General features: G+C 63.5%; 12 protein-coding genes and 1 tRNA gene. 7 read left to right on the top strand and 6 right to left on the bottom strand.

The window, feature by feature from the left end:
* Positions 1–4: 4 nt before the first annotated feature.
* A complete protein-coding gene (locus VMW12_07755) occupies positions 5–415 on the bottom strand; it encodes an ATP-binding protein (GenBank protein HUZ49615.1) in 411 nt (136 codons plus the stop codon).
* Positions 416–537: 122 nt separating this feature from the next.
* Between VMW12_07755 and VMW12_07760 the strand changes: the two genes are divergently transcribed.
* From VMW12_07760 to ileS, 5 genes are all read left to right on the top strand, one after another.
* Positions 538–613: transfer RNA gene (locus tag VMW12_07760), tRNA-Val, on the top strand.
* 77 nt (positions 614–690) lie between these two features.
* Positions 691–1,479: an enoyl-CoA hydratase gene (locus tag VMW12_07765; GenBank protein HUZ49616.1), complete on the top strand. Its 789-nt coding sequence runs from the start codon at positions 691–693 to the stop codon at positions 1,477–1,479.
* Between the two features lie 240 nt (positions 1,480–1,719).
* Positions 1,720–3,738 carry a DUF5693 family protein gene (locus VMW12_07770; GenBank protein ID HUZ49617.1) on the top strand — a complete coding sequence of 673 codons (2,019 nt, stop codon included), beginning with the start codon at positions 1,720–1,722 and terminating at the stop codon, positions 3,736–3,738.
* A gap of 6 nt (positions 3,739–3,744) precedes the next feature.
* Positions 3,745–4,833 carry a polysaccharide pyruvyl transferase CsaB gene (gene csaB / locus VMW12_07775; protein HUZ49618.1) on the top strand — a complete coding sequence of 363 codons (1,089 nt, stop codon included), beginning with the start codon at positions 3,745–3,747 and terminating at the stop codon, positions 4,831–4,833.
* Entirely contained in the window at positions 4,830–7,655 is a 2,826-nt protein-coding gene (ileS, locus tag VMW12_07780; GenBank protein ID HUZ49619.1) for an isoleucine--tRNA ligase, read from the top strand. Before csaB ends, ileS begins: the two co-directional genes overlap by 4 nt.
* Here the strand turns inward: ileS and VMW12_07785 are convergent.
* The 5 genes from VMW12_07785 to VMW12_07805 are packed head-to-tail and all read right to left on the bottom strand — an operon-like array spanning position 7,652 to position 11,545.
* Positions 7,652–8,317, bottom strand: a complete 666-nt coding sequence (locus VMW12_07785; protein HUZ49620.1) for a type 1 glutamine amidotransferase domain-containing protein — start codon at positions 8,315–8,317, stop codon at positions 7,652–7,654. The genes ileS and VMW12_07785 overlap by 4 nt on opposite strands.
* Before the next feature lie 47 nt (positions 8,318–8,364).
* On the bottom strand, positions 8,365–9,471 hold the full coding sequence (tgt, locus tag VMW12_07790) for a tRNA guanosine(34) transglycosylase Tgt (protein HUZ49621.1): 1,107 nt from the start codon (positions 9,469–9,471) through the stop codon (positions 8,365–8,367).
* Positions 9,468–10,376 carry an RluA family pseudouridine synthase gene (locus tag VMW12_07795; protein HUZ49622.1) on the bottom strand — a complete coding sequence of 303 codons (909 nt, stop codon included), beginning with the start codon at positions 10,374–10,376 and terminating at the stop codon, positions 9,468–9,470. Before VMW12_07795 ends, tgt begins: the two co-directional genes overlap by 4 nt.
* Positions 10,354–10,836 (bottom strand): signal peptidase II, encoded by a 483-nt coding sequence (gene lspA, locus VMW12_07800; protein ID HUZ49623.1) that lies wholly within the window; start codon positions 10,834–10,836, stop codon positions 10,354–10,356. The genes VMW12_07795 and lspA overlap by 23 nt, the downstream gene beginning before the upstream one ends.
* Positions 10,814–11,545: a cytochrome c biogenesis protein CcdA gene (locus VMW12_07805; GenBank protein ID HUZ49624.1), complete on the bottom strand. Its 732-nt coding sequence runs from the start codon at positions 11,543–11,545 to the stop codon at positions 10,814–10,816. Before VMW12_07805 ends, lspA begins: the two co-directional genes overlap by 23 nt.
* A gap of 41 nt (positions 11,546–11,586) precedes the next feature.
* Between VMW12_07805 and lgt the strand changes: the two genes are divergently transcribed.
* Positions 11,587–12,423 carry a prolipoprotein diacylglyceryl transferase gene (gene lgt / locus VMW12_07810; GenBank protein HUZ49625.1) on the top strand — a complete coding sequence of 279 codons (837 nt, stop codon included), beginning with the start codon at positions 11,587–11,589 and terminating at the stop codon, positions 12,421–12,423.
* On the top strand, positions 12,420–13,091 hold the full coding sequence (locus tag VMW12_07815; GenBank protein HUZ49626.1) for a YggS family pyridoxal phosphate-dependent enzyme: 672 nt from the start codon (positions 12,420–12,422) through the stop codon (positions 13,089–13,091). Before lgt ends, VMW12_07815 begins: the two co-directional genes overlap by 4 nt.
* Positions 13,092–13,095: the final 4 nt, after the last annotated feature.

Here is a 13,095-nt window from a genome sequence, read left to right on the forward strand (position 1 = left end):
ATTCTCAGCCCGGCGCGTGGGGCTCTTCGAGCCGTCGGTAGAGCCGCACGCGCGTTCCGTTGTGGTCGTAGTTCACGCCGTCCATGAGACTGCACATGAGGCCCATCCCAAATCCGCGCGCGCGCTCTTCGAGCGGTGCGGCCTGGCTCCCCTCGATACTGAATCCATCACCGTTATCGCGAATTTCGATCGCGATCTCGCCGTCTTCGAATCGGCACACTACGGAGAATCCGTTGGAACGCGCGCTGCGGCCGTGTTCGACCGCATTGCTCAACGCTTCGCCGGCAGCGAGGCGAATATCGGCGACGTCGCTTTCGGAAAAGCCGCACATGCTCGCAAAACTTGCAATGGCGTTGCGCGCCAAGGATACGTTGCGTGGATCGCCGGTATAGGCGGCGCGGTAGTGCGGGCTCACCGCTAGCGACATACCCGGGAAAAGGGCGCTCGTAAACGCGCGGGCGGTGTTTATTCGGTAATGGCGAACGTGAAAAGGGATCCGAACGTCCGGCGGTGCATGCGCTCGCCTGGATGCTCCCAGGGCGATTAGCTCAGCTGGGAGAGCGCCTCCCTTACACGGAGGATGTCGGCGGTTCGAGCCCGTCATCGCCCACCACTTAAAAAGCCCGCCACCGCGGGCTTTTTGCCTTTTTCGGCCAACATTCAAAGCAGTTGTTTCGTCGGAGGCTTACCATGCAGACAGCGCTATCCACACACGTGATCGTCGAACACCGCGACGGCACCGCGATCGTCACGATGAACCGGGCCGAGAAACGCAATGCGCTCTCGCTCGAACTGATGCGCGAGCTCACGGCGGCGTTCCGTGCCATCGCCGGGGATCGTTCCGTCCACGCGGTCATCTTGCGGGGTGAAGGCCCGGCGTTTTCGTCCGGCCACGATCTGCGCGAGTTGCTCGGTCGCGAGCCCAACGAGTACCGCGAGATTTTTGATACCTGCGTCATCTTGATGGAGACGATTATCGCGATGCCGCAGCCGGTCATTGCGGAGGTGGCGAAAATCGCGACGGCGGCCGGCTGCCAACTGGTCGCAACGTGCGATCTAGCCGTCGCCTCAACCGAGGCGACCTTCGCCACGCCGGGGGTGCGCATCGGGCTGTTCTGCAGCACCCCGATGGTGCCGCTCTCCCGCGCGATCGGGCGCCGGCGGGCGATGGAGATGCTGCTGACCGGCGAGCCGATCACCGCGCGCACGGCGGCCGACTGGGGGCTCGTCAACGCGGTCGTGCCCCCGGAGTCGCTCCATGACGCGGCGCTGGATTTAGCCCGCCGGATCGGCTCCGCGAGCCGCACGGTCGTCGGTATCGGCAAGGCGGCTTTTTACGCCCAAATCGATCTGCCCCAGCCGGCCGCGTATGCCTATACGAAGGAGACGATGGCCCGAAATGCCCTGGAGGAGGATGCCCAAGAAGGCATCGAGGCATTCTTAAGCAAGCGTACGCCCGCGTGGAAGAGAGATTCGTAAAAAATCCGTTCGGACGCTTCCCGGAAACCGGAATCTCTGCTAATATCCGTTGTTGTGGGCAGGCGATGCCGCATGGACGTGACCGTTCGAGCATCCCGATTATATAGACGTCGCCCACACCCGGTATGCGGGCAACCGCATACGCGACGGCAAACGGACTCGCCTCTGGCGGGTCCGTTTGTTTTTCCCAGCTAAGGCGTTGCGGGTGCACCGTCGCGGGCGCTCGAAACTGCCTCCCCCGTGATCGATTCATCCATTCGGACGCGTATCGTCGCGTCGATCTTGGCGCTTGCCCTACTCGCCTCGGCTCTGGTCGCGGTCTTTCGCATCCGTGAGGAAGCGAACGCGCACCGGGTCGAGCTGGCGATGGACTACAACGATTTCATCGATTTGGCGCGATCGTACAATTACAATCCCTCGGCGTTTTTGATCGCGCTCCGGCGGGCCGGGCTCACGTCGCTCGCTCTCACCGAGGAGCTGGGCGGAAACGTCGGCCAGCAAGGGCACGCCTACGCGACCACCGGTGCGGCGCTGCAAAACCAAGCGCGGCTCTCGGCGCTGAGCGACCCGACGCTCGCCGCCCTCGCGAAGGCGGGCAAGATCGTACCGGATGCGATCTATCTGGCGATCTACGACCGCTCCACGTACGAGCGCTATCGCCAGCAGCTGGCGCTGCACTTCGAGCCGAAAACCGTGCGCGTGCTGCACGCGGCCAAGCCGTGGATTATCGAAGTCCGCACGCAAGTCGACTACTTCAATAACACGGCGCTCGGTATCCCGACCGACGAAATCGCGCTTGCTAAAAAGTTACACTTGCTGGTGATTCCGCGCCTGCAGAACGACGAGCGATTCGACCAGCCGCAGATGGAACGCGCGCTCGGCGACGTTTTGAAACAGGACCGCCTCGTATCGACCGTCATTTTCTTCGGGTTGCGCAATCAGGTCTTCGGTTACCCCGACCACTTGCCGCAGGCCGCCGCGCTGTTCAAAGAGCACGGGCCGACATCGTCGCAGCCGTTCAATTTCGGCATGATCGAGACGTACGATCCGGGCCAGGTGCAAAAGGGCAACACGACGCTGGCACGACTGATTCCCGGACAGACGGTGCGCGTGCAAGCGATCGCCAAAGCCGAGCTCGACAAAATTCGGCTCGACGAAGTGGTGGCGCGGTTCGTGCTGGGAGTACGAGAACGGAACGTGCGCGTCGTATATCTACGGCCGTGGGCGCACCAAGACGGAACGCTCTCGATCGAAGCGACCAACATCGAAATGGTCAAAGATCTTGCGACCGAGCTTAAACGCGACGGATTCACGTTCGGACGAGCCACGCCCATCACCGAGTACCGCGGCGATAATCGCTTTTTGGTTGGGATCGCCGCGCTCGCGGTGCCGTCGATCTTCGTCCTGCTGCTCGGCGTCTTCGGCTGGTATCGGCGTTGGCTGGCGATCGCCGCATACGCTGCGACGGTGGGGATTTATGCGGCGGGCGTCGTGTCGCACCACGATCTCTTCGTGCGCTCTGCGATCGCGCTGTGCGGCGCGTTATTCTTCGAGACGGCAGCGTTCTACGTTCTAGCTCCGGCGTTCTCGGAGCAGCCGGCGCCGCGGTTCGGGGCGCAGTTCTTACGCAGCCTGGGCTGGACGCTGGCCGCAACCGGCGTCGCCTTGCTCGGCGCGCTGGTCGTCGTGGGCGTGATGAGTTCGCCGCTGACCATGGAAGAGATCGAACCGTTCCGCGGTATCAAATTGGTGCTCGATCTGCCGCCGCTCATCGCGCTGGCCATCTACCTGTTCAAACCGGCATTCAACGCCGGGATCGAGCGCCCGCGCGACGTCTTTCTGGCGCCGGTGCGCGCCTATCAGTTGGCCTTGGGCATCGCGATCGTCGCGGCCGGCGCGCTGCTCGTCATGCGCAGCGGAAACCAGAGCGATATCGCTCCTTCGCATTTGGAACTCTGGTTGCGCAGCACGCTGACCACGGTGTTGAGCGTCCGCCCGCGCTTCAAAGAGTTTCTCCTCGGCTATCCGTTCATGATGCTGTTGCCGGCGCTGACCGTTGCGCATCGCCGCGTCGTCGGCTGGCTCCTGGTGCTGGGCATCGGCGTGGGGATCGGCGACATCGTCGATACGTTCTCGCACTTGCATACGCCGATCGCCATCTCGCTCTTTCGCATCTTCAACGGTTTGGCGATCGGCGTGGCCATCGGTGCGGTGGCGATCGCTATCTATCGCCGCATCTTCGTGCGTTCCGCGGCGTAGGCGTTCGTGCGCGCCTTGATCTCCGGGTATTACGGCTTCGGCAATTTGGGTGACGAGGCGTTGCTCGAAGTCATCGTCGGCCGGTTGCGCGCGAGCTTCCCTGCGCTCGAACTCGAAGTGCTATCCGCGACGCCCGAAGCGACGACGGCGCGGTTGGGCATCGCGGCGACGCCTCGCTGGAACTTTCGGCTCGTACGCGAGGCGATCGCCCGCGCGGACGTCGTGCTTTCGGGCGGCGGCGGCTTATTGCAGAATGCGACCAGCGTCCGCAGCATCGTGTACTACGCCGGCATCCTGCGCGAAGCGGTCAAGCAGCGGCGCAAAACGATGATTTTCGCGCAGTCGATCGGCCCGCTCGATATGGTCGGGCGTATCTTGGTGCGCCACTTTTGCCGCGGCGTCGATCGCGCCACGGTGCGCGACGCGCGCTCGCTGCATTTGCTACACTCGCTTCTACCAGGTACGACCGTGGAACAGACTGCCGACCCAGTGTTTCTGTACGACCTACCGGCCCAGGAGGCCGATCTCTCGGACGAGGGCCTGGACCCTTCGCAGGGCCGATACGCAATCGTCAGCGTCCGCAAGATCGCCGCTCTCAAAGAGGGGACGAAGGCGATCGCGCGGGCGGTCGATCGCTTGAGCTCCGAGCATGGGCTGCGGGTGGGATTTCTGCCGCTGGGCGGGGCTCCGGATGCCGAGGTTGCGACCACCATCATCCGCGCGTGCGCCACGGCGCCGATGCTGTTGCCCGAGTGCGATCTCGCCAAAGCGGCGGCCATCTTGCGAGGCGCGCACGCGGTTATCGGGATGCGCCTGCACGCGTTGATTCTCGCGGCGCGCTTTAACGTGCCGTTCTTGGCGATTCCCTACGATCCCAAGGTGGCGGCGCTCTGCGAGGATCTGGCCTATCCGCTCGGCCCGCTCTGGGTACCCGGGCAATCCGCGCCGAGCGATGCGAGCGTGGATGCCGCGGTCGATCGACTGATGTCGGAGCACGACCCGCTCGCGGAGCATCTGCGCGAGCGAATCGCGATCGTTCGAGCGTCGGCGGAACGAAATTTCGAGGTGCTTGGCGAACTCCTCCGCGAGCCATGAGTACTTCAGCACAGCGCGACTATCGCGATACCCTCCGTTTGCCTAAGACCGACTTTCCGATGAAGGCCGAGTTGCCCAAACGCGAGCCGGAGCGCGTGGCGTGGTGGGCGGCGCAGCGCACCTACGAGCGGCGGCTCGAACGGAACAAGGCGAACGGCGCGTGGATCCTGCACGACGGCCCGCCGTATGCGAACGGCGAATTGCACATGGGCCACTTTTTGAACATGGTCCTCAAGGACATGTTCGTGAAGATCGCGCTGCTGGATGGAAAGTGGTCGCCGTTTATTCCCGGCTGGGACATGCACGGCTTGCCGATCGAACTCGAAACGCTCAAGCATTTGGGCATCAAGGACTTCCATGCGATCGACCCGCTCGAACTGCGCGCTAACTGCCGCGAACGAGCGCTCTATTGGCTCGACCGCCAGCGCGACGTGCGTACGCGGATGGGCAATTTCGGCGATTGGGAGCATCCGTACCGCACGATCGATCCCTCGTTCGAAGCGACGATCGTCAACGCGCTCGCGGATTTAGCCGAGAAGCAACAACTCTATAAGGGGCTGCGCTCGACGCTGTGGTGCGTGCACGATGAAACCGCGTTAGCCGAAGCCGAAATCGAATACGAACCCAGGGTTTCGCCTTCGGTCTACGTCCGCTTTGCGGCCGATGCCGGGCAACGCGCGGCGCTCCTTGCCGCGTTCGGGCCCGCGGCCGCGGCTTTACCGAGCGATGCGCCGGTAGCCGTGCTGATCTGGACGACGACGCCGTGGACGCTGCCCGCCAACGTCGCGATTGCGCTGCGTGAGGAAGCCTCGTACGGACTCTACCGGATCGATAATGAAGCGTTGATTCTCGCCGAAGCCCTAGCGCCGCAGGCGCTCGGAGAGCGGTTTGCGGATGCCGTGCTGCTGGCGCGCGCGACCGGCGCCGCGCTCGACGGCCTTGCCGTGCGCCATCCGTTTTTCGCTCGGGATTCGGCCCTGGTTCTCGCCGACTACGTCGATCTCGAGACCGGCACCGGCGCGGTGCACACGGCCCCCGGCCATGGCGCCGACGATTTCGATACCGGCGTAAAGTATGGATTGCCGGTGCTCAACCCCGTCGACGCGTCCGGAGTCTTCACGGCCGAAGCGGGCCCCTACGCCGGGCAATTCATCTTCAAAGCCAACAAGCAGATCGTCGAAGATTTACGCGCGAGCGGAGCGTTGTGGCGTGCATTCGACTACGAACACTCGTATCCGCACTGCTGGCGTTGCCACAATCCGGTGATCTTCCGGGCGACCGCGCAGTGGTTTATCGCGATGGATCAAAATCGTTTGCGAGCCCGAGCCGTCGAGGCTGTCGATACGGTGGAATTCACGCCGGAGTGGGGCCGCAATCGCATCCGGCAAATGCTGGAAAACCACCCCGAGTGGTGCATCTCGCGACAGCGTACGTGGGGCACGCCGATCCCCGCGGTGCTCTGCACCTCATGCAACGAATCGATTCTCGATCCGCGCGTTGCGCGCGCGGCCGCAAAGCGTTTTGCCGACGTGGGCGCCGGCGCATGGTGGAGCGACCCGGTGGAAACGTATCTGCCGGACGGCTTCGCTTGCCCGGCTTGCGGAAAGACCGCGTTTGAAAAAGAAAAGAACATCGTCGATATCTGGTTCGAATCCGGCGTGACGCACTTTGCCGTGCTCGGACGCGACGGGATTCCGTGGCCGAGCGACGTCGTGCTCGAAGGTGGCGATCAGTATCGCGGCTGGTTCCGCAGTTCGCTCGTGACGGCGGTGGCGATCGAGGGCCGCGCGCCCTACAAACGCGTGGTGAAGAACGGCTGGGTGAACGACGAACAAGGCCGCCCGATGTCGAAATCGCGCGGCACCGGCATCGACGCGCGCGACGCCATGGGAAAGTGGGGCGCCGACGTGCTGCGTTTGTGGGCGACGTCGGTCGAGTTCGTCGACGACGTGCGTTTCGGCCCGAACGTGGTGGAGCAAGTCTCGCGCGTCTATCGCAACATCCGCAATCGCGTGCGTTTCATGCTCTCGAACCTCGCCGATCTGCCGAGCGACCGGATCGTTACACCCGACCGCATGGCCCCGCTCGATCGGCTGGCGTGCGGCGTCACCGACGCGTTTGCCGGCGACGTGAAGCGCCTTTACGACGGCTTCGAGATTCACGATGCGTACTTGCGCATCATTGCGTTCGAAAGCTCGATGTCGAGCCTCTATTTCGATGCGCTCAAGGACCCGCTCTATTCGCTCGCGGAGGACGACGCGCGCCGCCGGAGCGCGCAATCGGCGCTCCTATACATCGTACGTCGCTTTCTCACCGCGCTCGCTCCGGTGCTCTCGTTCACGGCGGAAGAAGCATGGCAGGCGATCCCCGCACATTTGCGCGGCGGCGCCGATTCGGTCTTCGATACGTCATTTGGGTCGCACGACGCGCGGCCCGCGCCGGCCGACGATCGCGCGCTGTGGGGCGTGCTTCTAGAGCTACGCGGCCAGATCGCTGCTAACGTGGTCGCGCGCGATTTCGAGGCCAAGGCCACACTCGTCGCTACGCCGCGTCTCTACGCGTCGTTACTCGAGCTTGGCGACACACTGCGTGAGGCGATGATTCTCTCCGAACTCCATTTGCGGGAAGCCGCTCCGGGTGAATTGCCGCAGAATGCGGATCCCGAGGCACCATCATGGGGTTGGACCATCGAACCGGCGGACGGCGCGAAATGTCAGCGTTGTTGGAAGTTCCGCGAACTCGGCACCGACCCGGCGCACCCGTCGATTTGCTCGGCGTGCGCGCAGGTGGTGCAGCAGCTCGACGAGGTTGCGGCCTCCTAGACGCGCGCTTGCAGCGCGTTGATCACCGCTTTCGCGGTACTGCCGCTCGATTGCGGGTTCTGCCCGGTGATCCAGTTGCCGTCGACTTCGACGTGATCGGCCCAGTCGGCAGCCGTAACCACGTTCGCGCCCTGTTCGCGCAGTTTGCTTTCCAGTAGAAACGGCATCAAGGCGTCGAGTTTGACGGCGCGTTCTTCGGCATCGGTAAAACAGGTGATGCGCCGGCCGTGCACCAGGGTATGCGGCTCGGCGGCCTTGATGGCATCCACGAACGCGGCCGGTCCATGGCAGACGGCGGCGACGATTTTTCCTTGCGCGTCGAATTCGCTCAGCAGCGTCTTGATCGGTTGATTGCCGGCCAGATCGAACATCGTGCCGTGCCCGCCGGGCAGAAAGATGGCGTCGTACTGCGAAGCATCGCCGGTCTCTTGCAGCGTCAGCGTCCGGGCGAGATCCGCCACGGCTTCGGGATCGGGCTGCACGCCTTCGAGGCTGCGCGGATCGAGCGGCGCTTGCCCGCCGATCGGGCTAGCGGTAACCACGTCAAAGCCCGCATTGTGAAAGGCTTTACGCGGAATCGAATATTCCTCGAGCCAGAGCCCGGTCTTATGCTCCGGATCGATCTCGGAATGGCTGGTAACGATAATAAGAACTTTTGGCATACAACGCCTCCTGAACGTACCGCAATTCTTCCCGGTTCGGGTGCAAGTTAATCCCGGGCTGCGGCTCCTAAGACTTCGTCGCGGTAGGCCGGCCAGCGATCGGCTTCGATGGCGGCGCGGGCACCGCGCATCAGGTCGTTGAGCAGGTAGACGTTGTGGTACGAAAGCAGGCGCGGCCCGAGCATCTCGTTCGCGCGAAAGAGATGGCTGAGATAGGCGCGCGTGTAGGTGGTGCAGACGTAGCAATCGCAGGTCGGGTCGAGCGGCGTGAAATCGCGCGTGTAGGCGGCGTTACGAATCGTGAATTCGCCCGCCCGCGTCATCGCGCGGCCGTTGCGCCCGCAGCGCGTCGGGTAGACGCAATCGAACATGTCGATCCCGCAATCGACGGCCATCACGATATCGCGCGCCGTGCCCACGCCCATCAAATAGCGCGGTTTGTCTTCGGGCAGCATCGCCGCGCAATAGCGTGCCGTGGCGTACATTTCCTCACGCGTCTCGCCGACCGAAAGCCCCCCGATCGCATAGCCGGGAAAGTCGAGTGCCACGATCTCGCGCGCGCTGCGCTCGCGTAACTCGCGGTCGAGGCCACCCTGCATGATCGCGAACACCGCGGTTGCATCGCGCGAGTGCGCCGCCGCCGAGCGCTGCGCCCAGGCCGTCGTCAGACGCACGGATTCGGCGATCTCCTCGCGCGTGGCCGGGAGTTTGACGCACACGTCGAGCACCATCGCGATATCGACGCCGAGCGCTTCCTCGAAGGCGATAACGCTCTCCGGCGTAAAGCGATGCATGCTTCCGTCGATGTGCGATTTGAACGTGACGCCGTCTTCGTCGAGCTTGCGCCGCTCTTGCAGGCTGAAAACTTGAAAGCCGCCCGAATCTGTGAGGATCGGCCCGTCCCACGCCATGAACCGGTGGAGCCCGCCGGCTTCCACGAGCAGATCTTTGCCGGGCCGCAACCACAGATGGTACGTGTTCGCGAGGATGATCTGGCTATGCGCGCTGCGCAGTTCGCCCGGGGTTAGCCCTTTGACGGTTGCGGCCGTACCGACCGGCATGAACGTGGGCGTTTCGACGGTGCCGTGCGCGAGCGTCAGCGTTCCGCGGCGCGCGTCGCCGCTGCGGGCCGCCAGGGAGAAGATCGGGCTCACGGCGAGGCGTGTGGATCCACGCGCAGTGCGAAGCGCGCCTGCACGTACTCCTGCGGCGGGTCGACTTCAAAATGCAGTTCTTCGTCCGTTCGCGGGTGCACGAACGTGAGCTTCCATGCGTGCAGCGCTTGGCCCGGGAGGCCGAAGCGTAGCTCTTCGTGCCCGTACACGGGATCGTTGAGTATCGGATGCCCCATCGCGGCCATGTGCACGCGAATCTGATGCGTGCGCCCGGTCTCGAGTTGGAAGACCAGCTCGGAGTGCTTCGGAAAGCGTTCGCGCAGCGCGTAATGCGTAATCGCGGGTTTGCCTTCGGCGAGAATCGTGTATTTGAGGCGATTGTGCGGATCGCGCCCGATCGGCCCGTCGATCGTCCCGCGTGCGTGCTCGGGAACGCCGTGCACCAATCCCAGGTATTCGCGTTTGATGTGGCGCGCTTTCATCGCGATGCCGAGTGCCGAGAGCGCTTCGCCGGTTTTCGCGACGACGAGCAACCCCGACGTATCGCGGTCGAGCCGATGTACGAGACCGGGGCGCAACGCCTCTCCGGGAAGGGGCCCGATGTGCGCGAGCAGCGCGTTGACGAGCGTGCCGCTGGTCGCACCGTGTGCCGGATGCGTCACCATGCCGGCCGGTTTATCGACCACGAGCAAGTCGTCGTCTTCGTAGACGATCGGGATATCGATCGCCTCCGGCGTCGCGACGAGCGGTTCGCGCGCGGTGACTTCGAAATCGAGCGTGTCGCCCGCTTCGAGCGGATAGCTCGGCTTGACGGGCACGCCGTTCACACGGACGGCGCCGCCCTTTACGGCCGCGGCAACCAGCGCGCGCGACATTCCCGAAAGCCGCGCCACGATGACGTCGGCGCGTTTACCCGCCTCGTCAGGCTCGACGACGTGTCGCAAGGCTCTTCAACAATAGCAAGATGACGCCGGCCGTGATGCACGAGTCGGCGAAGTTAAAAATGTTCGGCCAAATGCGGTAGAAATCGACGAAATCGACCACGAAGCCGTGATGGATGCGGTCGGCGATATTGCCGACCGCGCCCCCGACGATCAGTCCGAATGCGACGCACACCAGGTACGATTGCTGCGCGGCGTCTTTGAAGCTCAGATAGAACACCACCAGTACCACCAGCGCCATCAGGATCAGCAAGATCGAGTTGCTGCCGAAGAAGCCGAAAGCACCGTGGTAATTGCGCTCGTACGTCCAGTTGAGCAGGCGCGGCACCACGATCCGGCTTTCGCCGGGTAGGAACGAACGCATCACCCATGCTTTGGTGAGTTGGTCGAGCCAGAACACGACCGCGGCAACGGCAGCGATCGCGAGTGTGCGGAGCAGATTAGAGTTGCGGTTGCGGGACAAACTGATAGAACCATCCTGCGACGGTGAGGAATGCATTGTTGACCAAGACCAAGCCTACGATCACCAAGAAAAGCCCGGCTGTAAACTCTATGGCCGGCAAGAATCGCTTGACGCGATTGAGCGCCGGGAGCACCGCCCCGATGGCCAATGCCGTCAGGAAGAACGGTACGGCCAGGCCCAGCGAGTAGCTCAAGAGCAGGACTACTGCCTGTGCGCTCTGCTCCTGCGACGCAATCGCGAGGATTCCCCCTAAAATGGGGCCGATGCAGGGCGACCACCCGGCGGCAAAGGCTATCCCGACCAAGCCGGATGTCCAATACGTGCGGCGCTCGTGCGCCACGTGGACGCGTTTGTCCATCATCAAGAACGGGATCCGTATCATCCCCATCATCTGCAGGCCGAGCACGATGACCACGACCCCGCCGATCTGGGCGATGAGCACCCGATGCGCGTTGAGAAGGCCGCCGATCTCGCTTGCCGTAAGGCCGAGAGCGACGAAGACGATGGTAAAGCCGGCGATGAACGCCAGGGAGTGGCCGATCGCCCGGGTGCGCAGCGACGCATTCGCATTTTCTCGCAAATCCTCGAGGCTCTCGCCCGTCAGTAACGACAGGTAGGCCGGAACGAGCGGGAGGACGCATGGAGAGACGAAGGAAACGAGCCCGGCGAGGAACGCAATCCCGACGCTGATATGTGAACTAGAAGACACGATTATCTCACGTTACCCCTGAAGAGATTGGACGCCTGTACATGTCCCATTGGTTTACCTATCCGACAAATATCGATCCTATAGCGCTGCACCTCGGCCCCATCAATATCCATTGGTACGGTATCGCGTATTTGGCGGGCTTCGTCTGCGTCTACCTCTGGATGAACCGGCCTGCCGGCCGCAAGCGTCTGGGGCTGACCTCGGAGCAGATCCAAGACTTTCTCTTTTACGCCCTGATCGGCGTGCTGGTGGGCGGCCGGACGTTCTTCGTCTTCAACGACATCATCAGCAAACACGATCTCTCCCTCTACGTCAGTAACCCCATCAACATCATCGCGGTGTGGAATGGCGGTATGGCCTTCCACGGCGGCATGGTAGGTGTGATCGTGGGCATCTTGCTGTTCATCCGCAAGCATCCGGGGCTGACCTATACGATCCTGGGCGATGAGGTGGTGATGCTGCTGCCGATTGGGATCTTTCTCACCCGCATCGTCAACTTCATCAACGACGAACTCTGGGGCGACATCTGCCGCCCCGACCGGCCCTGGTGCCTGCAGTTCCCGACGGCCCCGGACCCGCTGGCCTACCGGCATCCCGCGCAGATTTACGAAGCGATCCTCGATATCCTGACGCTGCCGATTCTGCTGTACCTCTACAAGCGCAAGCCGAACGACGGTGTGGTCGCATGGTCGTGGTTTACGATTTACGGCGTTACGCGCAGCGTCGCCGAATTGTGGCGGCACGCGGACTTTCGCTGGATGGGCATCACCGGCGGACAACTCTATGCCTTGCCGATGATCGTGATCGGGCTGATCATGGTGTTCTACTATTCGCGCCACGGGCAGCATACCGACGAACGGCCGGTCGTCACCAAGTGAACGACGGCGTCCCGGAGCGGCTGGCCCGGCTTCGCGCCCAGATCGGCGAAGAGGCCCGCGCGGCCGGGCGTTCGCCGCAGGACATCATCCTGGTCGGGGTTAGTAAAAAGCAGCCGTTAGAGCCGATTCGCGCGGCGATCGAAGCCGGGCTCGGCGACATCGGCGAGAGCTACGTGCAGGAGGCTGCGCTGAAGTTCGGCAGCTTGCCGCCCGTCCGCAAGCACTATATCGGGCACATACAGACCAACAAGGCCAAGCGCATCGCGGAGCTCTTCGACATCGTCCAGAGCGTCGACCGCGAGGACGCGGCTCGCGCCCTCGCGCGGGCTGCGAGCGGGCTCGGAAAGGTCCTGCCCGTGCTGCTCCAACTCAATATCTCGCCGGCCGACCGTTTCGGAGCCCCGCCCGATGCCGCCGAGCGGCTCGCCGAGGCGATCCGCGCCGAGCCCTCGCTCCGCCTCGACGGCGTGATGGCGATTGGGCCCGATACGCCCGATCGCGCTGAAATAGCGCGGGCTTTTGCCTTGGCCGCCAAGACGTTGGCACGTGTAGGTGGAAGTACGCTCTCAATTGGAATGTCTGGGGATTGGCGCGAGGCGGTGCGCGCCGGCTCCACGATGCTCCGTATCGGCACCGGCCTCTTTGGCCGCAGGCAGGAACCGCGATGAAACC

Source organism: Candidatus Dormiibacterota bacterium (assembly GCA_035532835.1).
In the GTDB taxonomy this organism is placed as follows: domain Bacteria; phylum Vulcanimicrobiota; class Vulcanimicrobiia; order Vulcanimicrobiales; family Vulcanimicrobiaceae; genus DAHUXY01.

Coding starts and splice junctions, on each gene's coding strand:
- VMW12_07765 (HUZ49616.1), top strand. CDS start 691: ATGCAGACAGCGCTATCCACACACGTGATCGTCGAACACCGCGACGGC.
- ileS (HUZ49619.1), top strand. CDS start 4,830: ATGAGTACTTCAGCACAGCGCGACTATCGCGATACCCTCCGTTTGCCT.
- VMW12_07785 (HUZ49620.1), bottom strand. CDS start 8,317: ATGCCAAAAGTTCTTATTATCGTTACCAGCCATTCCGAGATCGATCCG.
- lgt (HUZ49625.1), top strand. CDS start 11,587: ATGTCCCATTGGTTTACCTATCCGACAAATATCGATCCTATAGCGCTG.